Origin of the sequence: Thioclava sp. SK-1 (assembly GCF_001705665.1) — a bacterium.
Classification (GTDB): Bacteria; Pseudomonadota; Alphaproteobacteria; order Rhodobacterales; family Rhodobacteraceae; genus Thioclava.
The window spans coordinates 61,683-84,731 of record NZ_MDHA01000058.1 but is presented as its reverse complement, the minus strand read 5'-3'; the positions used below and the strand labels follow the sequence as shown (position 1 = coordinate 84,731).

General features: G+C 56.3%; 21 protein-coding genes and 1 tRNA gene. 11 read left to right on the top strand and 11 right to left on the bottom strand.

What is annotated here, in order from left to right:
- Positions 1-155 precede the first annotated feature (155 nt).
- Entirely contained in the window at positions 156-1,790 is a 1,635-nt protein-coding gene (locus BFP70_RS14310; protein WP_066012326.1) for an alpha-glucosidase, read from the top strand.
- A 126-nt stretch (positions 1,791-1,916) separates the two neighbouring features.
- Positions 1,917-3,476: a trimethylamine methyltransferase family protein gene (locus BFP70_RS14305; protein ID WP_066012325.1), complete on the top strand. Its 1,560-nt coding sequence runs from the start codon at positions 1,917-1,919 to the stop codon at positions 3,474-3,476.
- 131 nt (positions 3,477-3,607) lie between these two features.
- Here BFP70_RS14305 and BFP70_RS14300 read toward each other — a convergent pair whose 3' ends face one another.
- From BFP70_RS14300 to BFP70_RS21420, 4 genes are read right to left on the bottom strand one after another with little or no spacing between them, the layout of a single operon-like run.
- Positions 3,608-4,936 carry an HlyC/CorC family transporter gene (locus BFP70_RS14300; protein ID WP_369820211.1) on the bottom strand — a complete coding sequence of 443 codons (1,329 nt, stop codon included), beginning with the start codon at positions 4,934-4,936 and terminating at the stop codon, positions 3,608-3,610.
- 35 nt (positions 4,937-4,971) lie between these two features.
- Positions 4,972-5,910 carry a site-specific tyrosine recombinase XerD gene (locus BFP70_RS14295; RefSeq protein WP_066012323.1) on the bottom strand — a complete coding sequence of 313 codons (939 nt, stop codon included), beginning with the start codon at positions 5,908-5,910 and terminating at the stop codon, positions 4,972-4,974.
- On the bottom strand, positions 5,907-7,478 hold the full coding sequence (locus tag BFP70_RS14290; RefSeq protein ID WP_066012322.1) for a hypothetical protein: 1,572 nt from the start codon (positions 7,476-7,478) through the stop codon (positions 5,907-5,909). Before BFP70_RS14290 ends, BFP70_RS14295 begins: the two co-directional genes overlap by 4 nt.
- The gene (locus tag BFP70_RS21420; protein WP_255356721.1) at positions 7,471-7,596 is read right to left on the bottom strand and encodes a hypothetical protein; all 126 of its coding nucleotides are present in this window, start codon (positions 7,594-7,596) and stop codon (positions 7,471-7,473) included. Before BFP70_RS21420 ends, BFP70_RS14290 begins: the two co-directional genes overlap by 8 nt.
- 280 nt (positions 7,597-7,876) lie before the next feature.
- Between BFP70_RS21420 and BFP70_RS14285 the strand changes: the two genes are divergently transcribed.
- Together BFP70_RS14285 and aroB are read left to right on the top strand one after the other, a co-directional pair.
- On the top strand, positions 7,877-8,440 hold the full coding sequence (locus BFP70_RS14285; protein WP_141693215.1) for a shikimate kinase: 564 nt from the start codon (positions 7,877-7,879) through the stop codon (positions 8,438-8,440).
- A complete protein-coding gene (gene aroB, locus BFP70_RS14280; protein WP_066012321.1) occupies positions 8,440-9,546 on the top strand; it encodes a 3-dehydroquinate synthase in 1,107 nt (368 codons plus the stop codon). The genes BFP70_RS14285 and aroB overlap by 1 nt, the downstream gene beginning before the upstream one ends.
- 72 nt (positions 9,547-9,618) lie before the next feature.
- On the opposite strand, the gene BFP70_RS14275 is transcribed toward aroB, so the two are convergent.
- Complete coding sequence (locus BFP70_RS14275) at positions 9,619-10,698, bottom strand: AI-2E family transporter (protein ID WP_083217525.1); 1,080 nt, start codon at positions 10,696-10,698, stop codon at positions 9,619-9,621.
- Between the two features lie 172 nt (positions 10,699-10,870).
- Between BFP70_RS14275 and BFP70_RS14270 the strand changes: the two genes are divergently transcribed.
- Positions 10,871-10,960, top strand: a tRNA-Ser gene (locus BFP70_RS14270).
- Positions 10,961-11,538: 578 nt separating this feature from the next.
- On the opposite strand, the gene BFP70_RS14265 is transcribed toward BFP70_RS14270, so the two are convergent.
- Complete coding sequence (locus BFP70_RS14265) at positions 11,539-12,387, bottom strand: PhzF family phenazine biosynthesis protein (protein WP_066012320.1); 849 nt, start codon at positions 12,385-12,387, stop codon at positions 11,539-11,541.
- A 125-nt stretch (positions 12,388-12,512) separates the two neighbouring features.
- On the opposite strand from BFP70_RS14265, the gene BFP70_RS14260 reads away from it, so the two are divergent.
- Positions 12,513-12,977, top strand: coding sequence for an Lrp/AsnC family transcriptional regulator (locus BFP70_RS14260; RefSeq protein WP_066012319.1), 465 nt, complete (start codon positions 12,513-12,515; stop codon positions 12,975-12,977).
- A 312-nt stretch (positions 12,978-13,289) separates the two neighbouring features.
- Here the strand turns inward: BFP70_RS14260 and BFP70_RS14255 are convergent, their stop codons facing one another.
- The 3 genes from BFP70_RS14255 to BFP70_RS20765 all read right to left on the bottom strand — a co-directional run bounded on the left by BFP70_RS14255 (position 13,290) and on the right by BFP70_RS20765 (position 15,440).
- On the bottom strand, positions 13,290-14,006 hold the full coding sequence (locus tag BFP70_RS14255; protein WP_066012318.1) for a Bax inhibitor-1/YccA family protein: 717 nt from the start codon (positions 14,004-14,006) through the stop codon (positions 13,290-13,292).
- Positions 14,007-14,157: 151 nt separating this feature from the next.
- A complete protein-coding gene (locus tag BFP70_RS14250; protein WP_066012317.1) occupies positions 14,158-15,117 on the bottom strand; it encodes an NADPH:quinone oxidoreductase family protein in 960 nt (319 codons plus the stop codon).
- 80 nt (positions 15,118-15,197) lie between these two features.
- Positions 15,198-15,440 (bottom strand): hypothetical protein, encoded by a 243-nt coding sequence (locus BFP70_RS20765; protein ID WP_141693214.1) that lies wholly within the window; start codon positions 15,438-15,440, stop codon positions 15,198-15,200.
- 91 nt (positions 15,441-15,531) lie between these two features.
- Here BFP70_RS20765 and BFP70_RS14245 point away from each other — a divergent pair, with 91 nt between their 5' ends.
- From BFP70_RS14245 to BFP70_RS14225, 5 genes are all read left to right on the top strand, one after another.
- Positions 15,532-15,891, top strand: a complete 360-nt coding sequence (locus tag BFP70_RS14245; protein WP_066012316.1) for a helix-turn-helix domain-containing protein — start codon at positions 15,532-15,534, stop codon at positions 15,889-15,891.
- Positions 15,892-16,024: 133 nt separating this feature from the next.
- Positions 16,025-16,855, top strand: coding sequence for an inositol monophosphatase family protein (locus BFP70_RS14240; protein WP_066012315.1), 831 nt, complete (start codon positions 16,025-16,027; stop codon positions 16,853-16,855).
- 9 nt (positions 16,856-16,864) lie between these two features.
- Positions 16,865-18,202, top strand: a complete 1,338-nt coding sequence (locus BFP70_RS14235) for an 8-oxoguanine deaminase (RefSeq protein ID WP_066012314.1) — start codon at positions 16,865-16,867, stop codon at positions 18,200-18,202.
- 184 nt (positions 18,203-18,386) lie between these two features.
- The gene (gene mgtE, locus BFP70_RS14230; protein WP_066012313.1) at positions 18,387-19,772 is read left to right on the top strand and encodes a magnesium transporter; all 1,386 of its coding nucleotides are present in this window, start codon (positions 18,387-18,389) and stop codon (positions 19,770-19,772) included.
- Positions 19,769-20,326: a 5-formyltetrahydrofolate cyclo-ligase gene (locus BFP70_RS14225; protein ID WP_066012312.1), complete on the top strand. Its 558-nt coding sequence runs from the start codon at positions 19,769-19,771 to the stop codon at positions 20,324-20,326. The genes mgtE and BFP70_RS14225 overlap by 4 nt, the downstream gene beginning before the upstream one ends.
- Before the next feature lie 56 nt (positions 20,327-20,382).
- Here the strand turns inward: BFP70_RS14225 and eda are convergent, their stop codons facing one another.
- Both eda and edd read right to left on the bottom strand, forming a co-directional pair.
- Entirely contained in the window at positions 20,383-21,024 is a 642-nt protein-coding gene (eda, locus tag BFP70_RS14220) for a bifunctional 4-hydroxy-2-oxoglutarate aldolase/2-dehydro-3-deoxy-phosphogluconate aldolase (RefSeq protein WP_066012311.1), read from the bottom strand.
- A 104-nt stretch (positions 21,025-21,128) separates the two neighbouring features.
- Positions 21,129-22,949, bottom strand: coding sequence for a phosphogluconate dehydratase (gene edd / locus BFP70_RS14215; RefSeq protein WP_066012310.1), 1,821 nt, complete (start codon positions 22,947-22,949; stop codon positions 21,129-21,131).
- Positions 22,950-23,049: the final 100 nt, after the last annotated feature.

Sequence of the window (23,049 nt, the reverse complement as noted above, 5' to 3'; positions counted from 1 at the left end):
ATCTTGCGCGAGTCTTGATGCTCGTGCGGTTGTGATTGGAACCGTCTGGCACAGGCACCAATTGTTCCAATTCTACTCGATGGTGATCGTGAATAGCATGGTGCCAATAATATCTTATTTGCGGCCAACGGCCGGTTCCACTTAGGGGGCTAAATTTGAGCGTTTTTCCCAAAGATCCAGACTGGTGGCGCGGTGCAGTCATATACCAAATTTATCCACGCAGTTTTCAAGACAGTAACGGCGATGGCGTTGGGGATCTGTTGGGTATCGTGCGCAGGCTTCCCTATATTGCGGGGCTTGGGGCCGATGCAATTTGGATCTCGCCGTTCTTTACCTCACCGATGAAGGATTTCGGCTATGATGTCGCGGATTATTGCGATGTTGACCCGATGTTTGGCTCCTTGGCGGATTTCGATCAGGTCATCGAAACTGCCCATGCATTGGGCCTTAAGGTAATGATTGATTTGGTGTTTTCTCATACATCTGATCAGCATGCCTGGTTCAAGGAAAGCCGGGCAACCCGCGACAATGCAAAGGCGGATTGGTATGTCTGGGCGGACCCAAAGCCCGATGGCACGGTTCCCAACAACTGGTTGGGGATGTTCGGTGGTTCCGCGTGGCATTGGGACAGCCGGCGCGAACAATATTATCTGCATAACTTCCTGACATCGCAGCCAGATTTGAACCATCATAATCCGGACGTCACGCAAGCACTTCTGGATACGGCGCAGTTTTGGCTGGATCGCGGTGTGGATGGGTTCCGCTTGGATGTCGTGAACTATTATATGCATGATGAGCATTTGCGCGACAATCCTCCGCTTCCCCCGGCAGAGCGCAATGACCACACTGCACCCAAGGTGAACCCCTACAATCACCAGCTGCACCTATATGATAAGAACCACCCGAAGAACCTTGAATTCCTTCGGAAACTGCGAACGCTCATGAATGCCTATAACGCTGCTGCTGTGGGCGAGGTTGGCGACAGCCAGCGTGGATTGGAATTGCTGGGCGAATATACGTCCGGGTCTGACAAAGTGCATATGTCCTATGCGTTTGAATTCCTGTCAGGCCATGCACCGCTGCCCGCGCAAACCTTCAAAGATGTGTTCGACCAGGTTGAAGAGCTTGTCTCAGACGGTTGGATTTGTTGGGCTTTTACAAATCACGATGTGGAACGCCATATCTCGCGTTGGGGGCTTAGCCCGGCTGCGGCACGGCTGTATACCAGTTTGATGGTCTGTATGCGCGGATCACTATGTATCTATCAAGGCGAGGAGCTGGGATTGCCGGAGGCAGAGCTGGATTTTGAGGATCTGCAAGATCCCTATGGCATTGAATTCTGGCCAGAATTCAAAGGGCGTGACGGTGCCAGAACGCCGATGGTCTGGGAGGCAAATGCGCCATTCGCGGGGTTCTCTACCGCCAATCCTTGGTTGCCGGTTTTGCCCGCACATCAGCGCATGGCGGCAGATACATCGAACACGGACCCGTCGGCGCTGATCCATCATTATCGCCGGGCCTTGGCCTTCCGCAGGCAGCATCAGGCGCTGCGTATGGGCGATATCACGCAAGTTGTCGCGCAGGGGGATTTGTTGTCATTTCAACGCCGTTACGGTGATGAGCTCATCCAATGTTACTTCAACCTTTCAGATCATCCCGTCAATGCGACCGTGCCTGCGGGGCATTGGGTGACCATTGGAGGTGAGCTTGGCTCGATTCGTCCCAGCCCAGATCACAGCCTGAATTTGGGCCCGTGGCAGCCCAGCATTTTGTTGCTGCAAGAGGATTGAGCTATCAGGGGCGGTGGCCTTGATCGGGGTCACCGTCGCTTCCTTCCCGGTGATGTCGTAATTCACGCATATCGCGTCGGCTTTTTACCTTATGTCTCAACAAAGACCAGCTGACGGAGGATCCCGATGACCGATACAAGCGCAACATCCGTTCCGCGTAAGCGTGGCCGCAACGGTGGCGGGGCCGCACGCCGGGCAGAGCGCACCGCTGTGCGTAAAGAATTTTCCCAAGTGATCACACGCAAGATCCCCAATCTGGAGATCCTCGATGAAGAAGCGCTGCAGATTATCGAGGACAACGCCGAAACGGTGTTGGAGGAGATCGGCGTCAATTTTGTTGAAAATCCTGCGGCGCTGGAACGCTGGCGCGCGGCAGGTGCCGATGTTCGTGGCGAGCGTGTGCATATTCCGCGTGGTTTGGCACGCAAACTTTGCGCGACGGCGCCCAAAACCTTTACGCAGCTGGCGCGCAATCGTGATCGATCGGTTGAGATTGGTGGACGCAATTTGGTGTTGGCCCCGGTATATGGGCCGCCATTTGTGCGTGATAGCACTGGAGGCCGACGCTATGCCACAATCGCGGATTTCAGAAATTTCGTGAAGCTGGGGCAGATGTCAAAATGGGTGCACCATTCGGGCGGCACAGTATGTGAACCCACCGATGTGGCGGTGAATAAGCGGCATTTAGATATGCTGCATGCGCATATGACCTTGTCGGACAAACCGTTTATGGGCTCGGTCACCGAGGCATCGCGGGCGCAAGACAGTGTTGATATGTGTAAGATCTTATTTGGTGAGCAGATCGCAACATCGCAACCTGTGATGACATCTTTGATCAATATCAACTCTCCTATGACATTTGATGCCACCATGATGGGCGCGTTGGAAGTCTATGCGTCAAATATGCAGGCCTGTATCATTTCTCCATTTATTGTAGGCGGTGCGATGGCGCCGGTGACGGTTGCGGGTACGTTGACCCAGGTTCTGGCAGAGGTTTTGGCCGGTATCGCCTATAGCCAGCTGATCCGGCCGGGCGCACCGGTTGTGTTCGGGGCCTTTGTGACTTCGATCGACATGAATTCAGGAGCGCCGACATTTGGCACGCCTGAGGCAAGCCAGATCACATTGGGGGCAGGGCAGTTGGCCCGACGTCTGGGCGTGCCTTATCGTTCTGCCGGGAGTTTTACCGGATCTAAGCTTCCCGATGCTCAGGCTGCCTATGAGACGGCAAATACGCTGAACATCGGTCTGATGGCCGGAGTGAATTTCATGCTTCATGCCTGCGGATGGTTGGAAGGCGGTCTGGTGGCATCCTATGAGAAATATGTGATGGATGCAGATCAGTTGGGCGTTTTGCATCGCCTAGCCGCGGGCGTTGATATGTCGCAACGCGCGCAAGCTATGGATGCGCTGCGTGAGGTCGGACCGGGAGGACATTTTCTGGGCTGCAGCCATACGCAGGCAAATTACCAAGACGCGTTTTGGCGTACGCAATTGCTTGATTACAAGCCGTTTGAAACATGGGAAGACGATGGCGCGCGCGATACGCAGGCGCTGGCAGCGGTGCGAGTGGCCAAAATGCTTGGGGAATATGAACCACCGGCGCTGGATCCCGGTATTGCGGAAGCGCTGTCGGAATTCGTGGCAACCCGTAAGGCCGCTGAGCCAGACAGTTTTCTAAGCTGACGCCCCTTGGCCCCCAAGGTGTTTTTTGGGGGCGAGTTGGGAGAGAGGGGCGCTGCCCCTCTCTGGCCTTTGGCCATTCACGCCCCGGGATATTTTTAGCAAGCTGAACCTAGCCAGTTCTTTGCCGAGGTTCAGGCCTTTTCGGATTGCGACTGTGTTGGCGCAATCAGCGGGCGAATTTTGATCCGGGTCAGGCGGTTATCCGTGCGCGCAAGTACTTCAAGTCGGAAGTGGTGGAACGAGAACACCTGGCCCTGGGTTGGGATGGTTTGTGCTTCGTGGATGATTAAGCCTGCGATTGTATTAGCCTCATCATCGGGGAGGTTCCAATCCGTCTCGCGGTTGAGGTCGCGAATTGTCATGCTGCCGTCGACGATATAATCGCCGGCCGCATTTGGCAGTAGGCGTGCGGGTGCAATCTGGTCAAATTCATCGGTGATTTCACCGACAATTTCTTCCAGAATATCTTCGAGTGTCAGAAGGCCTTTAAGATCGCCATATTCATCGACCACAAGTGCGAAATGGGTCCGACGTTTCAGAAATTCGCGCATTTGTTCATCGAGCGGTGTGGTTTCGGGGATGAAATAGGGTTTCATCATCACCTTGGTCACATCCAGATGTTTCAAGCTGTCTAAAGTGCCGTCACCACTGCGTAAAACTTTTTCGACTGCGCGCAAAAGATCTTTGGAATGGATGATCCCGACGACGTTTTCACGTTCCCCTTGATAGAGCGGCAAGCGTGTATGGGGGGAGGAGAGCACATCTGCAAGGATTTGATTGGGCGCCGATTCCACATCGATCATTTCGATTTCACGCCGGTGCAGCATGATTTCTTCGACGGTGCGATTGCCCAGATCCAGCGCGCCCAGCAGGCGGTCGCGGTCTTCTTTGTCCACCGTGCCTTCAGATTGGCCAAGCGCCAGGGCGCCCGCGATTTCTTCATGGATCGAGAACATGTGTTGATTGGCATCAGTGCGCACACCAAACAGGTGTAACAGCCCGCGCACCAGTAGGCGGACGATGCCCACGATCGGAGCCAATACGATGGTGACGATCTTGATCGGAAAGGCGACACGCCCGGCCACTTGTTCAGGCAGGGTAATTGCGTAGGTTTTTGGCAAAACCTCTGCGAAGATCAACACAAGCACGGTCATCACAAGCGTGGCAATGGCGACACCGGATTGACCGAGCATACGCGTCAAAAGGGCTGTGGCGAGTGATGTCGACAAAATGTTGACGACATTATTGCCAAGCAAAATCGCGCCAATCAGTTTTTCGCTGTCTTCGGTGACATCAAGGGCCGTTTTGGCGCCTTTTTCGCCTTTATCTGCGCGCGAACGCAACTTGGCGCGGCTGGCTGCAGTGAGCGCGGTTTCCGAACCAGAAAAGAAGGCGGAGAAGCATAAAAGCACCATAATGGCACCGGCGGATACCCAGAAGGCAGCATCAAGAGGGGGCATGTTTTCCATATATTTTGGCTGCGCGTAAATCTGCGCTAAACGTCCTTGGCAAGCGGGTGATGTGTCAACACGAGTTCTTTTAGACGTGCGTCCAGAACATGGGTGTAGATTTCGGTGGTTGAAAGGTCTGCATGACCTAAAAGCATCTGAATGGCACGAAGATCTGCGCCGCCTTGCAACAAATGCGTTGCAAACGCATGGCGCAGCACATGCGGGGTGACCTTGGCAGGGCTGATCCCGGCTTCGATGGCGAAATCTTTCAAGATCCGGTGAAAGCTTTGCCGGGTGATATGCCCGTCACGCCCTGAAGAGGGGAACAGAAAACGCGACAGTGGCACGCGGCGTTTGATCCGCGCCTCTTCCTCGACGGTATCGCGACTGACAAGCCAATCATGAAGCGCATCACGCGCAGGGTTGGACAATGGCAACATCCGATCCTTGTCACCCTTGCCGCGCACCATAAGCATTTGCGGATTGCCACGCGTTGCCGCCACCGGCAGGGTCACCAATTCAGTGACGCGCATCCCGGTGGCGTATAGAAGTTCCATCAAGCAGCGGTTGCGCAGCCGCTCATGAGGGGTGCGGCCAAAACCGCAGGCAACGGTTAAAAGCGTGTCGACCTCTTGCACCGACAGGATTTTCGGCAAGGATTTTTTCCGCCCCGGCCCTGAAATGCGGATTGCCGGGTTGTCGCATCGCCAACCTTCTTCATGGGCAAAACGATAAAGCTGACGGATCGCGGAAAGCCTGCGCGCGCGCGTTGCCTGTGACAACCCATCAGCCTCGCAGCGGATAAGATAGGTTTCAATATGCGCACGGGTCAATGTGGCAAGAGATAAGGATTTGGCCGCAGCAAAGCTCTGAAAATCCGCCAGATCCCTGCCATAGCCCAGCAATGTATTTTTGGCTGCCCCGGCCTCTGCCGATTGCGCCTCAAGGAAAACCGATAGCCAATGTGCGTCTGGCGGGGTCATCCGCGGCGCTCCAATATCATCATCTCTAATGCGGTGCGCCTTGCCGTACTTTCCAATCCGGCCACGCGCAGCAACCTCAGCCCCGAGACCATACGACGGTAGTCGCCCTTTGCGCCCTCGGTGACATCTTGCATAGCATGTAATATGGCCGCGCCGAACTGATCTGGCAACAGCGGCGCATAGGCGGGCGGTGCCGTGTTTGGCGGTTGGTCAAAGACTTGTTTCAACGCCAGACCAAGCTGATCTTGGGCCGGAATCGTCTTGGTGTTGCCCGCAGCGATGGCTTGCAGCAGGCGCTCTGTGGCGTCGATTGGCTGATGGGCGCGTGCGATGGTTTCATAATCAGGGGTCAACAGCCCCATGCGGAACGCCAGGCTTTTGGCATCGTGGGGCAGGCGCATTTGAGACAGTGGCACAGCATAAAGCGCGGCCAATGCAGGCTCCAGCTCTATCGTTTCCAGCTCTGCATAGGCATTTGGCAGGCTAAGGGCGACCGCGCTGGCATCGCCGCGGCTGATTGCGACATCCAGCCGCGTCACGGCTGCCACACGATCCCATACACCACCAGACGCGGCTGCGCGCCGCTCTGTATACAGGCCCAAAAGCTGATTGGGATCTAATGCGCCCAGGCGTGTCAGCCGCTCTGCAGCCTCTAACCGAGCCTTCCAGCCGCTGGTGTCGCGTAAATCGGCATGCGCAAATGCGACCGGCAGGTTTGAGGTGGGCAAAGGCTGACCAATCGCTTCCATCATCCGAAATGACAGGGGCGTTACGCGGCTGGGAACAGGTAGGTCACCGTTGATATCGGTCAATTCCGGATCAAGGAAATAGGCCATAAGATCAGAAGTTTCGGGATCAATCTCTGCCAGGGCTTCGCCATTGCTGAGGCTGAGCGCAGCCGCTTCCCAATCGCCGCGCCGCGCAAGGCAGAAAATCCGCGCCGCAAGCGTTGGGGCCACATTCAGCGTATCTTCCATCGCCGCGCAGGCGCTGTCTTCGGCCCCCAACAGAAGGGCAACATCGAACCGCCTGCGAAAAATTTCTGGGTCGGTCGCATTGGCCTGGTTTAACAGCTCCAGCGCGGGTTCCAGATCGCCCAGATCCAAAAGCCGGTCAATCCGGGCCAAAAACAATTGTCCCGCCGCACCGGGGGCGGTCACCACGGGCGGGTTCAATTCAGCCAAAAGCAATTCTTGCATCAGGGCGCGAATCGCGGGCAGCGCATCAATTTGTTCACGGCGCAATAATTGCGCCAGCTCTGGTTCGGGTGTGTCGCCCCACAGGGTCATGGGCAAGCCCGATCGCGACGGGGCAATCAGGCCCAACGCATTGGGGTTAGGTCCATCCAAAGAGGTGGCCGAAATGATTTCCGTGCTGACCCCGGCCGAAATCGGCGGCTCTGCCAGCGGGGGACGGGCCGGCGCCATTGCAGCCGGTGTGACCACACTGTTGGACAGCCAGTCAATCGCGGTCAACGGTTGTGACGCGGGCTGTGCAAAGGCAGAAATTGGCCAAATACCAAGGGCCACGTAAAGCGAGGCGCTGGAACCAAAGAAGCGTTTACTCACCCGTGCCCTCGCTTCCAGGGAGCGGTATTTTCACCACGGTCTCCTGACTGTCAGGCCCCATATCGCCGAAATAGGCATAGCCTATCACGGCCAAACCGCCCAAGAGTGCAAGAATCACGAGTGCCTTAAGAATGCGCCCCATATCAGTTCCGTCTTTCGTTTCGCCTCATTTTCCCCGTATTTGCGCTAAGAAGTGCCGATGAGAGCAGATCGGGCCGGGGCTCAGATGTGATTATAACTGGCAATTTCGGGAAGTTCACGCCATTGAAGGGGCCCAAGATCACGATTGCGCAAGCCTAGGCCGAAAAACGCGCATCGAACAGGGTCATAAAGGTCCGATCAACGGGGGAGGAGCGGGCGTGAACAAAGGGATGCAAGTGGCAGACGATCACCAGAATATGCGCCAAGCGCAGGGCGCGCATTGTCGGTTGGCCCGCACCGTTGTGCTGGTCGGGATGATGGGCTCTGGTAAGACGTCCGTCGGCACGGCACTTGCGCGCAAGCTGAATGTGCCCTTTTTGGACAGCGATGAAGAGATCGAACGCGCCGCGCAGATGAGCGTAGCCGAGATTTTTGAACGCGATGGTGAAAGCTTCTTCCGCGCCCGTGAATCCGAGGTTTTGTCGCGCTTGCTGACCGGGCCACCTGCGATCGTTTCTACCGGGGGTGGGGCGTTTTTGGCTGCCAATAACCGAGAGATGATTGCGCGCCAGGGCGTGTCGATCTGGTTGGAGGCCGATGTCGACATTCTATGGAATCGGGTAAAGGGGAAGACCAATCGACCGTTGTTGCGCAGCCCCAACCCCCGCGCCACGTTGGAGCGCATCTTGTCGGAACGCGTTGCCATCTATCGTCAGGCGCAGCTGAAAGTGACCGCTCAGTCAGGGTTTTCGGTGGATGTTATGGCTGCGAAAGTGATTGAATATATGTGCGCAACACCCGGAATTTGCGAGGAAGAATGATGATGAAGACTGTTCATGTTCCGTTGGGTGATCGCGCATATGATGTGCGTATTGGCGACGGGCTTTTGGCGCAGGCCGGGACACATATTGCGCCGCTTTTGCGTCGGCCGCGTGTGGCTGTTGTGACTGATGAAACGGTCAGTGCACTGCATTTGGAGGCGCTGCGCGCCGGGCTGGGGGATATCGAAATGGTGTCTTTGGCCCTGCCTGCGGGTGAGGCCACAAAGGGCTGGCCGCAATTCACGCGCACGGTTGAATGGCTGTTGGAGCAAAAAGTCGAGCGCAAAGATGTTGTGATCGCCTTTGGTGGCGGTGTGATCGGTGATCTGGTCGGGTTTGCTGCATCTGTCTTGCGGCGCGGTGTGCGTTTCGTGCAGATCCCCACCACATTATTGGCGCAGGTCGACAGTTCTGTCGGGGGAAAAACCGGGATCAATTCAGTGGCCGGAAAAAATCTGGTTGGCGCATTTCATCAGCCTGCCGTGGTGTTGGCGGATGTAGGGCTGCTTGGTTCGCTGCGCGCGCGCGATTTTTTGGCGGGCTATGGCGAGGTGGTGAAATACGGTCTTCTGGGAGATGCTGCATTTTTTGAGTGGCTGGAAGCGCATGGGCCGGATTTGGCTGCAGGCGATGTGGGCGCGCGGCTGGAGGCGGTGCGTTGGTCTGTCCAGATGAAAGCGGATATTGTGGCGCGTGATGAAACCGAAGAAGGTGATCGCGCCTTGTTGAATTTGGGCCATACATTTGGTCATGCGCTGGAAAAAGCCACAGGCTATTCAGATCGGCTTTTGCATGGCGAGGGGGTGGCGATCGGCTGCGCCTTGGCCTTTGAGCTGAGCCAACGTTTGGGCCTGTGTGCGCAAGAGGATCCAAGCCGTGTTCGGGCGCATCTGCGCACCATGGGAATGAAGACAGACCTGTCCGATATTGAAGGTGAGCTGCCGGATGCTGCCGGTTTGGTTGCGTTGATGGGGCAGGATAAAAAGGTTCTGGACGGCACGCTGCGGTTCATTTTGGCGCATGGCATTGGCAATAGTTTCGTCACATCTGATGTGCCCAAAACGCAGCTTCTGGATCTTTTGGGCGATGCGTTAAAGGGGCGGTGAGGGGCTCTGCCCCTCTTGGCCGGTGGCCAATTCACCCCGGGATATTTCTGGCAAGATGAAGATGACCCAGCGTTAGAGATCTTGGTCGGGAAGCCCTTCGCGTGAAAGCATGACAGCCAACGGGCGCAGGGTTGGCGAATGCGCGCAAATCACCATGAGGGCAACCATGAAGGGGACGGCCAGGAACATGCCGGGCAAGCCCCAGATTGCGCCCCAAAATGCCAGTGATATCACGATGCCAAAGCTGGATAGGCGCAGAGCATGGCCCATCAGCATTGGGTCGATGATATTCCCGATCACGAATTGTACCAAGCCCGCTGCCGCGAGCACGCTGAGGGCTGTGGCGACATCTGCGGTGAGGATATAGACGGCGAGCCCAGCGATTACCGTAGCAATGATCGAGCCAATGGAGGGAATGAAATTCAGTGCGAATGTGAGCACTGCGACGGGCAGGGCCAATCCGAAATTGCCCAGAAGGAAGATCCCATAGACGATGACGGCGGTTGTTGCGGAGACAATAGTCTTCACCAATAGGTAGTGGTTCACCAGTTGCATGATCCGCTCCACCATGCGTGAGAGCTTATCGGTACGGGATTCATTGCCGCCCATCAGGCTAAGAAGTTTGGCGCGGAACCAGATCCGTTCCACGAATAAAAAACCGACAAACAGGCTGATCAGGACGGCCGCAGAGAGGAGCGAGGAGGCTTGCCCGGCGAGCGCGGACAGATATCCCCCGATCTGAATGTTTTGCATTGATTCTAGGACGGCGGCTTCGACATCGGTTCCCATCCAACGAAACATCTGCGCGATGGCCCGCTGTGCGGGTTCGGCATAGGTGAGGATCATGGTGACGACCTCATTGGCTTGTGCGAGCAAAAATGCGCTTGCGATAAGGAGCCCGGATGCAATTAAGATCATCGCCGCGATCGATGCCAACCACATTGGCACATGTAGCGGGCCGATACGCAGCCTTGCGATGGCGTTGATGGCTTCGGATGTCAGTGAGAAGAGAATGATCGCAATAGCTAAAGAAATAAGCACAAAACGCGCTTGAGTGAGGAGAAACAGAACGACAACAAAAGCTATGATCGCCAGCAAGACATTGGTCAGATGGCGTGGTTGACGTGTTGCAGGCGCATCATGTGGAGGCATTATCGTCCAATCGGGGAGGCGTGGTCTTGGGCATAAGGTTTTTTGTTGAATTCAGCCTAGAAGCGGCGAAGGCGGGTGGCAAGTGGTTGCATGCATGAGAAAGTTTTGAGGATGTGAAGGTTTTTTGAAAACCTGCTTGATCCTTTCGACCTTTGCTATTAGACCCACCCGCGGACAGGTGGCCGAGTGGTCGAAGGCGCACGCCTGGAAAGTGTGTAGGCGGGGAACCGTCTCGAGGGTTCGAATCCCTTCCTGTCCGCCACTATCCTCATTACGAACCAGTGACACCGCCCTGACAGGCACGGATTTTTCCGTGTTATCAAAGGGGTTTGCGGGAATCGACCGAACCTCATAGACGCGCAGATAGGCCGAAGTTGGGCTCAGAATGCCCTTAGTCTCAGTTTGGGCGAACCTCGCTCGCTTCGGTTCGGTCGAATTTTTATATTATATTTCAATACTATGCTGCCGAACCCCGCGAAAACCCAAACGCGCGTTCCGAATGATATCAATGGCAACATAGACAGAACACACGGTAGGCGCGTTGCTCGGAATGCCAGCGTGAAGTTGCGGATTGCTTGGGTGGTTTCGCATCCCACCCCCCGTCGAAACCCGTGATGAAAAACCGTCCGGCACCGCTGGCGCTTCAGGGACCCCGGATCGCCTCAATCTGGTGCAGAGGCCATACGGCGGCATCGCAAAGGTGCGTCCTTCGAGCAGGATGGACATGTGCCGATGTCATCTTGCGAGCGGAGTGCGAGCTACCGTTGCGGAAGACCGAGCAATGATCGGCTGCCCAAAGGTGCAGGTCCATGTTTGGCGCGCCCATTTTGCCTGCGGGGGTTAATGCGGGTCATCGATCTTATATGCGTGTCCGGAGACGCGGACGGATGACCCGGCCTTAGTGTTCAGCTGAACCTGAATGATCGACGGGGCGCCCATGTCTTCGCCTTGTCTGATTGTGAACTGATTTCCGTGTGGCCAATCGCGATCACGAAGATATCCCGCAAATGCCGCGGCAGCAGCCCCTGTGGCCGGGTCTTCAAGAACGCCGCCCGAGGCGAAGGCATTCCGAACACAAAAATCGCGTTCTCCGTCAATATGAACAAGCATGATTGTGACGATCTTATGCCGTCTCATCATGGCGCGGCCTGCATCTAGGTCATAGGCCATAGCGGCCAGTCGATCACGGTCGCGTAGTGCGAATACAAGGTGGTCAGCGCCGGCGTGAATGCGCGCGGGGGGCAGGCGTGTATCCAGATCATCCCGTGCCAGCCCTAGCAATGCCATGGCGTCTTGTACCTCGTCATCGGTGATCGCCTGGCTTTTGGTCGGCGGCGAGGCCAGTGTAGCCATCATGCCATGGGGCGATGGTGCCGCATCCACCGTAATCGACGTGGTGTTCAGGTTCAAATTATAGGTTCCTTCGCCAAAGCGCGATCCAAGGGCCGCACCAAGTGCGATGGTGGCGTGGCCACAAAATGGCACTTCGGACTCGGGGGAAAAATATCGGACGCGCCAGGTACGCTTGGTCCCGTTTGCCGGTATGGCGAAGGCCGTTTCAGAATATCCGACCTCGGCTGCGACTTTTTGCATAGCCATGGCTGAAACGTCGGTTTCAAGCAGAACAATCCCGGCGGGATTTCCGCCTTTGCCATTGGCGCTAAAGGCTGCGATGCGCTGAATTTCCATGTGTGGCTCTCCATTTCTTAATAAGCCCATTCTACAGGGTGCAACCGCATGGTGTCGCGACGATATCAAAAGTGATTTCAGCATTCTTCATTCACATCAGCGCCATTTTTTCGTAAATAGGCACAATGAAAAAAGCGCTAGATGAAATTGACCAAGGAATCATCGCTACGCTTGCGCACGACGGTCGTGCAAGCTTGGCCGAAATTGGGAAACATGTTGGTCTATCTGGACCAGCCGTGGGGGAGCGGCTGCGTCGTTTGCACTCTGACGGGGTTATTGAAGGGTTCACCGTGCAAGTTGACGCGCAAGCCCTTGGCTATACGCTTGAGGCGATCGTGCGTATCAAGCCCCGCTCAAAGCAGCTTCATAACGTTGAGCAGATGATCCAAAATGAACCGCGTTTCACGTCTTGCGATAGGGTGACGGGGGATGATTGCTTCATTGCACGTTTGTCCTTGGTGAATGTGGCTGAGCTGGACGATATTTTGCTGCCACTGCATGAGCGCGCGGAGACACATACATCAATCGTTAAGTCGTCGCTTCTGCGCAACCGAATGCCTGATTTGTCACCTGGCACAAAGGCCCGGTGACATTCCTGTCTTATCTGACCTTGTAGGCAGATGGCGCGTAGGGCCGGGGGGCATGGCGGGGGCATGGGCTGCCATCAGATATCCGATACGCTGACGGCAGGTGGCGACAAACCTGTATCTTTGAACCGGTTGGGCTGCTGCACAAACGCGCTTTGGCGCGGGGCAGCCAAAGCGCGCATTTTAAAAAATATGTTCTGAACACAGGTGGATCGTTTCAATAACCTTTTTAGTAGGCTGCAGTTTCCATGAAAAAGCCTGCCATAACACGGTCATGGCAGGCTTTAGATTTCAGCTTATAGGCGTAAGTAATGTTTAGTCGCGGTTGCCCATGAACTGTAGCAAGAACATAAACATGTTCAAGAAATCCAGATACAGCTGCAGCGCGCCCATGATGGCGGCTTTACCAAGGAATTCTTCGTTATTCGCTGCCATCTCAAGATACGTATTCTTGATGTTTTGCGTGTCATAGGCGGTTAGGCCAGCGAAGATCAGCACACCGATCACCGAAATTGCAAAACCCAGTGCCGAGCTGGCAAGAAAGATATTCACGATGGAGGCGACGATCAAACCGATCAGGCCCATCATCAGGAACGATCCCATTGCGGACAGGTTCTTTTTCGTCGTGTAGCCATACAGTGACAGACCCGCGAAAGCGATAGCCGTCACAAGGAAGGTCTGGGCGACCGACACGCCAGTATAAACGGCAAAGATGAAGCTGATGGACAGGCCCATCAGTGCGGCGTAGCCAAAGAATACCAGCTGCGCGGTGGCCGCAGACATTTTATGGATCATCGCGCTAAAGGCAAAAACAACAGCCAAAGGCGCGAACATCACAACCCATTTCAGACCGGATCCGAAGATGGCGGCCACCAGCTGTTCATTTGTCCCCACACCAAAGGCCACGGCGCCGGTGATCAGCATGCCAAGCGACATCAGGCCGTAAACCTTGTTCATATGGGAGCGCAGACCCTCATCGATCTGTGCCTGACGCATACCGGTTGCGGTGCGCATCGTATTGAAACCAGCCATTGATAGCCTCCATCTAGGTCATTTCTGCGCCGCGCGGGTGGCGCGGTCTTTTACTCCCAATCGATATTGGCAGGCTTGGGGTGATTTACAAGATCCTCACGGCAGTTTCGCAAGGATGTTTTCAAAAAAGACCCGGCGCGATAATCCTCGCTTATTCAATTTTTACTACCAGCTTCCCGGTAGAGCGGCGCGCCTTCAGATCGCAGAATGCTGTAAGAACCTGATCAAAAGCATATTCTTGTGTCACCGGTGGGTGCAGCTCGCCGCGTTCGAACATCTGGAACAGGGCGTGCATAGACTGGGTCAGCACCAAAGGCGCCAATTTCAGATACCCGCCCCAATACAGCCCATGCAAAGTGATATTTTTGACCAATGCGTGATTGAGCGGCAATTGCGGCGGTTGACCAGAGGCAAAGCCGATCAGCAAATGGTGCCCGCCGGGACGCAGCGCGCGAAACGCGGCTTCTCCAATGTCACCACCAAGTGCATCATAAATCACATCGACCCCGCCGGCATCCTTTAATTGCTGTTTTAAATCCGGGCTGTCACTGTCGATCAGCAGATCTGCGCCAGCCTGCTGGGCGACCTGCAGCTTTTCGGCCCCGCGTGCAACGGCGATCACCCGCGCGCCTAACGATTTGCCGATTTCAACGGCGGTAAGGCCAACGCCACCGGCTGCACCCAACACCACCAATGTGTCTTCGGGACGCAGATTGGCCCGCGCGGTCAGCGCCAGATGGGATGTTCCATAGGCAATTTGAAACCCGGCAGCCTGTGCAAAGCTCATATTAACGGGCAGGGGGGTGCAGCGCTCTTGCGCGAAATTCCCATACTGTGCCAATCCACCCTGTCCCGAAAACACGGCAACCCGCGTACCTAAAGGTAAACTGGCCTGCGGCCCGGCGGCGATAACAACCCCTGATAGTTCCATACCCATGGTAAAAGGGGGCGTGGGCGTGTCCTGATATTTCCCCTCAATCATAAGCAGATCAGCGAAATTTAGGCCGCAGGCTTTGATCGCCACCTGAACCTGTGTTCCAGACGGCGGTGCAATGTCCTTTTCGACAAAGGCGGGCTGCGCCCCGAAATTCGCTAAATCTAATGCGCGCATAATTGTCTCCGGTTCGGGTTGATTGCAAATTACATCACTGGCTGTTGGCACAGTCTACCGCGCCGTCACGGTGTAGACGATCAGACTTTGGCATGGCTGCCAATCTCTCTTAAGAAAAACCAAGGCATTGCGCGGCTAACCTGCCAGCCATTGATTCGTCCCAAGTTGCGATTTGGGAAGTTGACGTTGATGTAACCCGAAAATGCGTTGCAAATTGCAAAACACGCGGTGGATGAAATTAGCCTGTGACGTTCTCCTGCTGCATTATTCTTGATCGGCGCATCAAAAAACGCGTTAACTCTGTTTTTACCGTTATGGGTCACTATCTTTTTAGGTAGGTTTTGTAGTTTTTGTCGGAGCTAGCTGTCGCGAGCATGCTAATTTCCGACAATCTGGTGTTGTAAGGACGATTGCATGAAACATCCCGTAGATGCCCATGTGGGTAAGCGTATCCGTCACCGCCGTTGGATGATCGGCATGACACAACAACAATTGGCTGATAAGGTCGGGATCAAGTTTCAGCAGATCCAAAAGTATGAAACCGGTATGAACCGCGTTTCCGCATCGCGCCTTTGGGATATCGCCGATGCATTAGAAGTTCAGGTCTCTTTCTTTTTTGAAGGCTTGGACACGCCAGAAGGCGAAGCGCATAGCAATTCAGACATTCTTGCGGATAAAGAGGCTCTTTCCTTGGTGCGCTCTTATTACGCAATCCCAGAGGCACAGCGCCGGCGTCTGTTTGAATTGGCAAAAGTTCTGTCTTCGGCAGCGTAATCGCGCAAAGAACCTGAACATATCTTTACTGACACAGGCGGGCCAATGCGGTCCGCCTGTGTCAGTTTTTGCGTGGCTTGACCCTGCCAGCCGTGGCCGCTACCGCTATCGAGGATACAGCCGGAGCACAGCCATGACCCTTTCCCAGCCCTTCTCTCACGAGACGATCGAAGATTTATGGTCGGTTGCCAATGCTTTGGCTGATGCCGCCCGGGTCGAAACATTGGCGCGGTTTCGTCCGCCCGGTGGAATTGGCGCGGCCAATAAGCTGGCAGAGGGCTTTGATCCGGTAACCGAGGCCGACAGGGCGTCCGAGCGCGCGATGCGTAATATTTTGGCCCTCCGCCGCCCGCAAGATGGGATTTATGGCGAAGAATTTGGCGTGACGCGCGGCACATCCGGGCTGACATGGGTGTTGGATCCGATTGACGGCACGCGCGCCTATATGTCGGGTACGACCAGCTGGGGCGTGCTGATAGGTTTGGCCCATGATGACGAAGGTGGTCCGGGGATGCCCTTAATGGGAATCGTGGACCAACCATATATTGGAGAACGTTTTCAAGGCGGTATGGGCCGTAGCCTTTTGCAAGGCCCGCATGGTCAGATGCCATTGGAAACCCGTCGGGCGACGGCGGATCTGTCGGATGCCGTGTTGTTCAGCACATTCCCCGAGGTGGGCACCGCAGCGGAAGGCGCGGCATTTCACGCGCTATCGCGTCAGGTAAAGCTGACCCGATATGGCATGGATTGCTATGCCTATGCGTTGCTGGCTGCGGGCCAGATTGATCTTGTGGTCGAGGCCGGTTTGCAGCCCTATGATATTCAAGGGCCGATGGCGGTGGTGCAAGCCGCAGGTGGTATTGTCACCAATTGGCAAGGCGGTCCGGCCTGTCGTGGCGGGCAGGTGATCGCAGCCGCCAATGCGCAGGTGCATCAGGCTGCTATGCAGGTGTTGAACAGCTAAGGGGGCGGCATGCGTGAAATTTTGATCGAACAGGCGGATGTGTTGGTCACGATGGACGCAACGCGGCGCGAATTGGCGGGTGCAGATCTGCTGATCCGTGACGGGGTGATCGTACAGATCGGTCATGGGCTGACCACCAAGGGGGAGCGGGTGCTGGCGCGCGGCTGTGTGGTCACGCCGGGTTTGATCAATACGCATCACCACCTGTATCAAACGCTTACGCGCGCGGTGCCGGGCGGACAAGACGCGCTGCTGTTTGGTTGGTTGCAAACACTATACCCGATCTGGGCAAAGATGGGGCCAGAGGAAATCCGTGTCTCGGCGTTGATTGGTCTGGCAGAGCTGGCGCTGACGGGTTGCACGCTTAGCTCGGATCATCTGTATATGTATCCCAATGGAGCGCGGCTGGAGGACACGATTGATGCTGCCGCGCAATTGGGCCTGCGATTTCATCCCACACGGGGCGCGATGTCAATTGGCGAAAGCGAGGGTGGGTTGCCCCCTGATGCGCTGGTCGAAGGCGAAGCGGCGATCCTTGAGGATTGTATCCGGGTGATTGATGCGTTCCATGATCCGCAGGATGGGTCGATGTGTCGCGTGGGTGTGGCGCCGTGTTCACCGTTTTCCGTGTCGCGTGGGCTGATGCGTGATGCGGCCGATCTGGCGCGTGACAAAGGCGTGATGATGCACACGCATTTGGCCGAAAATGACGAAGATATCGCCTATTCTTTGGCGCAGTTTGGCTGCCGTCCCGGGGAATATGCCGAAAGCCTGGGCTGGACAGGCGAAGACGTGTGGCATGCGCATTGCGTGAAGCTGAATGATACTGAAATTGATCTGTTCGCGCGCAGCAAAACCGGTGTGGCACATTGCCCGTGTTCCAATTGCCGGCTTGGCTCGGGCATTGCGCCGGTGCGGCAGATGCGTGATCAAGGGGTGCGTGTTGGGCTGGGGGTGGATGGCTCTGCCAGCAATGATGCGGGGTCGTTGATCAATGAGGCCCGTCAGACATTGCTGCTGCAACGGGTGCAAAACGGGGCCGATGCGATGTCCGCGCGCGAGGCATTGGAGATCGCCACAGTGGGCGGGGCGCAGGTATTGGGTCGCACCGATTGTGGATCATTACAGCCGGGAAAACGCGCCGATATCGCAATTTGGGATGTGTCAGGATTAGAGGCGGCAGGGGCATGGGATCCGGTGGCGGCATTGATCCTATCCGGGCCAGCCAAGGCCCGCGATGTATTTGTAGAGGGGCGTCAGGTGGTGCGCGACGGGCAGATCACAACAATTGATCTGCGTCACACCATTGCGCATCAAACCCGGCTGGCCCGACGGCTGATGGGATGATACTATATCCACGCGTAATTCAAAAATAATTCATTAAATTCGTTACTTACCTTGTGATCTGCATCTGAATTGTCATCAGTAGGTCATAAAATGGATGGCACAAGAACCTATCAAATTACGGTGCTGGCCCCCTTCTGTAAGTCGCGGGTCTAGGCTAACGTGCAGCAACAGCTTAGGAGGCGCCATGACGGATGAACGGGTCGATGACACCGAGCATGAAGAAGATTATCGGTTGGACGCTGATGTCGTAGATACACTTCTTGACGCGGTTGCTGATGAAGACGCGCAACGCGTTATTTCGATCCTTGAACCGCTGCATGCTGCCGATATTGCTGACCTTTTGGAACAGGTCTCTGGCTCGGAGCGTCGGGACATCTTGCGCCTATATGGCGATGAGATGGACGGTGAAATCCTTGCGGAGATCAACGAATCCATCCGTGAAGAGGTGATTGACGAGCTGGAACCGACGGTTCTGGCCGATGCGGTCCGTGAAATGGACTCCGATGACGTTGTCGACCTGATCGAAACGATCGAAGAACGCTCGCAACAAGAAGTCATCTTATCTGCGCTGGATGATCGCGACCGGATTGCGGTTGAGAAATCACTGACCTATCCCGAATTCTCGGCCGGGCGTTTGATGCAACGTGAGGTCGTGACCGCGCCGGGCCATTGGACCGTGGGCGAGACAATTGATTACCTGCGTTCTGCCGATTGGCTGCCCGATCAGTTCTATCATGTGATCCTGGTTGATCCGATGCATCACCCGATTGCCAATGTGACATTGGGGCGGGTGCTGTCGGCGCCGCGCACGGCGGCATTATCCGATATTGCCGAAGATGAATTTCGCGCGATCTCTGTGTATCAAGAAGAAGGTGACGTGGCCTATGCGTTCAACCAATATCACTTGATTTCGGTGCCGGTGGTCGATGAAAACGGCCGCCTTGTGGGTGTGATCACCATTGATGATGCGATGTCGGTTCTGGACGAGGAACATGAAGAAGACATCCTGCGTCTGGCCGGTGTGGGCGATGACAGTTCGATCACCGATACTGTGTGGGAAACGGTTCAGCAACGCTTACCGTGGTTGTTTGTGAACCTGCTGACAGCGATCATGGCGTCCATGGTGATTTCGGTGTTCGAGGGGACGATTCAACAGCTGGTCGCCTTGGCGGTGTTGATGCCGATCGTGGCCTCGATGGGGGGAAATGCTGGAACGCAGACCCTGACGGTCGCGGTGCGGGCTTTGGCCACCAAAAGCGTGACGGAATCCAACGTATGGCGGGTCATCCGACGCGAGGTCGTCGTGGGGTTGATCAATGGTTTGGCCTTCGCAGTGGTGATGGGCCTGGTTGCCTATATCTGGTTTGATGGGGTGACATTGGGCGCGGTGATCGCCGTGGCGATGGTGATCAACCTTGTGGTTGCCGCCCTTGCGGGGATTGTCGTTCCGCTGGTGCTGGAGCGGTTCGGTGCCGATCCCGCCCTTGCATCGGGAACATTTGTGACGACTGTGACAGATGTTGTCGGCTTTTTTGCCTTTCTTGGTCTGGCCGGGGTCTGGATGTTATGACGCTGGCAGAGGATAAGGGGCAGGCCCGTAAAGCCGCTCTTGGCGCGCGTAAGGTGGCCCATCGGAATACGGAATCAGGCACAGCGGCCTGCGCTGCGCTTTTGGCGGCGCTACGACCTTATTTTGGACAGGTTCTGGCGGGCTATATGCCGATCCGTAGTGAAATTGATCCCCGGCCGGCGATGATTGCCTTTGACGGGCCAACCTGTGTGCCGGTGGTCGATGCGCCAGAGCAGCCGCTGTCTTTTCGCCACTGGCATGCCCAGGCACCGATGATCCCGGGCGCGTTTGGGGCGGCAATCCCTGTGGACCCTGCGCCGATTGTACCGCAAGTGCTGATCGTGCCATTGGTCGCCTTCACACGGGGCGGGCTTCGGCTGGGCTATGGTGGGGGGTTTTATGACCGAACATTGCAAAAATTGCGAGCGGCCGCCGCCCCTGTGACGGCCATCGGCTTTGCCTATGGTGCGCAAGAGCTGCCGGACCTGCCGCAAGAACCTACAGATCAGCCGCTGGATATGATTATCACCGAATGTGGCATCATCTATCCGTAAGAAACGGCAGCTATTTTGCTGCCGTTTTATTGTTTTCAATAGGTTGTAGGGCGATCTTAACGTGGTAAGGCCGCGGCTTCGCGGGCCAAGGCCTCAATCGCGGCCCAATCGCCTGACTGCACCAATTTATCGGGCGCAACCCATGACCCACCGGCACAGATCACATTTGGCAAGGCCAGATAATCAGGGGCGTTTTTGATGCTGACGCCGCCTGTCGGGCAGAATTTCATCTGCGGCAATGGCCCCCCGAAGTTTTTCAGCGCAGGCGCGCCGCCATTGGTCTCAGCAGGGAAGAATTTCACCATGTTAAAGCCAAGCTCCAGCAGCTTCATCACCTCAGATGGGGTGGCGGTGCCGGGCAGAAGGGGCAGTTCTTCGTCACAGCAGGCTTTGATCAGATCATCGGTGACGCCGGGGCTGACGCCGAATTTCGCGCCCGCTGCCTTGGCGGCCTTGACATCGGCAGGTGTCAGCAGCGTGCCTGCCCCCACAACGCCGCCTTCAACATCGGCCATTGCACGGATGGCATCCAAGGCACAATCGGACCGCAGCGTGACCTCCAGCGCGGGCAACCCACCTTTGACAAGCGCCGTGGCCAATGGGTTGGCATGGGCGACATCGCGCACCACAATCACCGGAACAATCGGGGCAAGTTCGCAAATTGCGCGGGCGGCTTTGGACTGATCTGCGGGCGTCATCGAATACCTCTGATTTGGATCGGGCCGCGCGATAGGCGGCTTATTGAATTTCTTTGGGCGTTGCAGGCGGGGCCATCCCCCGGCGTGCAGCGCCCAAAGTTGTATTATACGGCCACTGCGGCGCCTTCGGTGGAATTGCCCACTTGGGCGCGGAAGGCTGCGAATAGCTCTCGGCCAAGGCCGAAATGATTGCCGGTCAAATCTGGCACGATTGCCTCGCGGCTGTCCAGATCGGCCGACAGGCAGGTCAGCACCCCGGCCTCTGCGTCCAGACGCACCAGATCCCCATCGCGCAGCTTTGCCAATGGGCCCCCATTCGCCGCCTCGGGCGCGACATGGATTGCAGCTGGAACTTTACCCGATGCGCCCGACATACGGCCATCAGTGACAAGTGCCACTTTCAGCCCGCGCCCTTGCAAGATCGACAGCACCGGAGTGAGCGAATGCAGCTCCGGCATACCATTGGCCGATGGGCCTTGGAAGCGCACGACAACAATCGTGTCTTCGGTGAATTCGCCGTTTTGGAAGGCGGTCTTTACCGCGCCCTGATCGCTGAAGACCCGGCATTTGGCTTCGACCAGCCGGTGTTCTTCTGCCACCGCCGAGATCTTGATCACGCCACGGCCAAGATTGCCTGCCAATTGTTTCAACCCACCGGTTTTGGCAAAACCGGTTGCGGCAGGGCGCAGGATCTTGTCATTCAGCGTTTCTTCTGGGCCATCCTCCCAGACCACCTGACCGTCGCGCAACTTGGGCTCATTGGCATAAAGCGACATGCCATCCCCAGCCACGGTCTTTGCATCGGGATTTAACAGGCCGTTCTTTAGCAAATCACGGATCATGAATTGCAAACCGCCTGCCGCGTGGAAGTGATTCACATCGGCCAATCCGTTAGGATAAACCTTTGCCATCAGCGGCACGACCGAGGAGATCTCGTCAAAATCTTCCAGATCCAGCACGATCCCGGCCGCGCGGGCCATTGCCGGCAGATGCAGCACCAGGTTGGTCGACCCCCCCGTCGCCATCAGCCCGACAAGCCCGTTCACAAAGGCGCGTTCGTCCAAAATTTCACCGGCTGGGCGGAAATCATTGCCAAGGGCGGTGATTTCGGCGGCGCGTTTCGCACCGGCCACGGTCAGCGCCTCGCGCAGCGGCGTCCCGGGCGTGACGAAGGATGCACCGGGCAGATGCAGGCCCATGAATTCCATCAACATCTGATTGGTATTGGCCGTGCCATAGAATGTGCAGGTGCCCGGCCCGTGATACGACGCCATCTCGGCCTTCATCAGCTCATCTCGGCCCACTTCGCCGGTTGCAAATTGCTGACGCACCTTGGATTTTTCATCATTGGGCAGGCCCGAGGTCATCGGACCCGCAGGAATGAATACCGCCGGGATATGACCAAATGTCGCCGCTGCCATAATCAGCCCGGGCACGATTTTATCGCACACACCCAGATATAGCGCGGAATCAAACGTATTATGCGTTAGCCCAATCGCCGCAGCCATTGCGATCACATCGCGCGAGAATAACGACAGCTCCATCCCCGGTTGGCCTTGGGTCACGCCGTCGCACATCGCGGGAACTCCGCCGGCGACTTGTGCTGTCGCACCTGCCTCTGCTGCGGCTTTCTTGATCAGCTGTGGAAATGTTTCATAGGGCTGATGTGCCGACAGCATATCATTATAGGCGGTTATGATGCCGATATTGGGCGCGCGACCTTCTGCCAGCATTGCCTTTTGATCGCCCATTGCAGCATAGGCATGGGCCTGATTGCCGCAGGTCAGGTGCGCACGGGCAGGGCCATTCGATGCCGCCTCATTGATGCGGGCAAGGTAATCGCCGCGCAGCCCCTTGGATCGTTCCCGAATACGGTCCGTAATGCGGGCGATGGTGGAATTAAGCGGTGCGGCAATATCGGACATGGCTGGCTTTCGATCTGTTCGCGGTTGCGTAGCTCCAGCCGGGCAAACTTGCCTTGGCTGGCCATTTGAAAGTAACTATATGGCGTTAGCGCTAACAATG

Excerpts from the sequence above, each read along its gene's own strand:
- BFP70_RS14305 (WP_066012325.1), top strand. The coding sequence starts at position 1,917 with ATGACCGATACAAGCGCAACATCCGTTCCGCGTAAGCGTGGCCGCAAC.
- BFP70_RS14300 (WP_369820211.1), bottom strand. The coding sequence starts at position 4,936 with ATGCCCCCTCTTGATGCTGCCTTCTGGGTATCCGCCGGTGCCATTATG.
- BFP70_RS14295 (WP_066012323.1), bottom strand. The coding sequence starts at position 5,910 with ATGACCCCGCCAGACGCACATTGGCTATCGGTTTTCCTTGAGGCGCAA.
- BFP70_RS14285 (WP_141693215.1), top strand. The coding sequence starts at position 7,877 with ATGCGCCAAGCGCAGGGCGCGCATTGTCGGTTGGCCCGCACCGTTGTG.
- aroB (WP_066012321.1), top strand. The coding sequence starts at position 8,440 with ATGATGAAGACTGTTCATGTTCCGTTGGGTGATCGCGCATATGATGTG.
- BFP70_RS14275 (WP_083217525.1), bottom strand. The coding sequence starts at position 10,698 with ATGCCTCCACATGATGCGCCTGCAACACGTCAACCACGCCATCTGACC.
- BFP70_RS14265 (WP_066012320.1), bottom strand. The coding sequence starts at position 12,387 with ATGGAAATTCAGCGCATCGCAGCCTTTAGCGCCAATGGCAAAGGCGGA.
- BFP70_RS14260 (WP_066012319.1), top strand. The coding sequence starts at position 12,513 with ATGAAAAAAGCGCTAGATGAAATTGACCAAGGAATCATCGCTACGCTT.
- BFP70_RS14255 (WP_066012318.1), bottom strand. The coding sequence starts at position 14,006 with ATGGCTGGTTTCAATACGATGCGCACCGCAACCGGTATGCGTCAGGCA.
- BFP70_RS14250 (WP_066012317.1), bottom strand. The coding sequence starts at position 15,117 with ATGCGCGCATTAGATTTAGCGAATTTCGGGGCGCAGCCCGCCTTTGTC.
- BFP70_RS14245 (WP_066012316.1), top strand. The coding sequence starts at position 15,532 with ATGAAACATCCCGTAGATGCCCATGTGGGTAAGCGTATCCGTCACCGC.
- BFP70_RS14240 (WP_066012315.1), top strand. The coding sequence starts at position 16,025 with ATGACCCTTTCCCAGCCCTTCTCTCACGAGACGATCGAAGATTTATGG.
- BFP70_RS14235 (WP_066012314.1), top strand. The coding sequence starts at position 16,865 with ATGCGTGAAATTTTGATCGAACAGGCGGATGTGTTGGTCACGATGGAC.
- mgtE (WP_066012313.1), top strand. The coding sequence starts at position 18,387 with ATGACGGATGAACGGGTCGATGACACCGAGCATGAAGAAGATTATCGG.
- BFP70_RS14225 (WP_066012312.1), top strand. The coding sequence starts at position 19,769 with ATGACGCTGGCAGAGGATAAGGGGCAGGCCCGTAAAGCCGCTCTTGGC.
- eda (WP_066012311.1), bottom strand. The coding sequence starts at position 21,024 with ATGACGCCCGCAGATCAGTCCAAAGCCGCCCGCGCAATTTGCGAACTT.
- edd (WP_066012310.1), bottom strand. The coding sequence starts at position 22,949 with ATGTCCGATATTGCCGCACCGCTTAATTCCACCATCGCCCGCATTACG.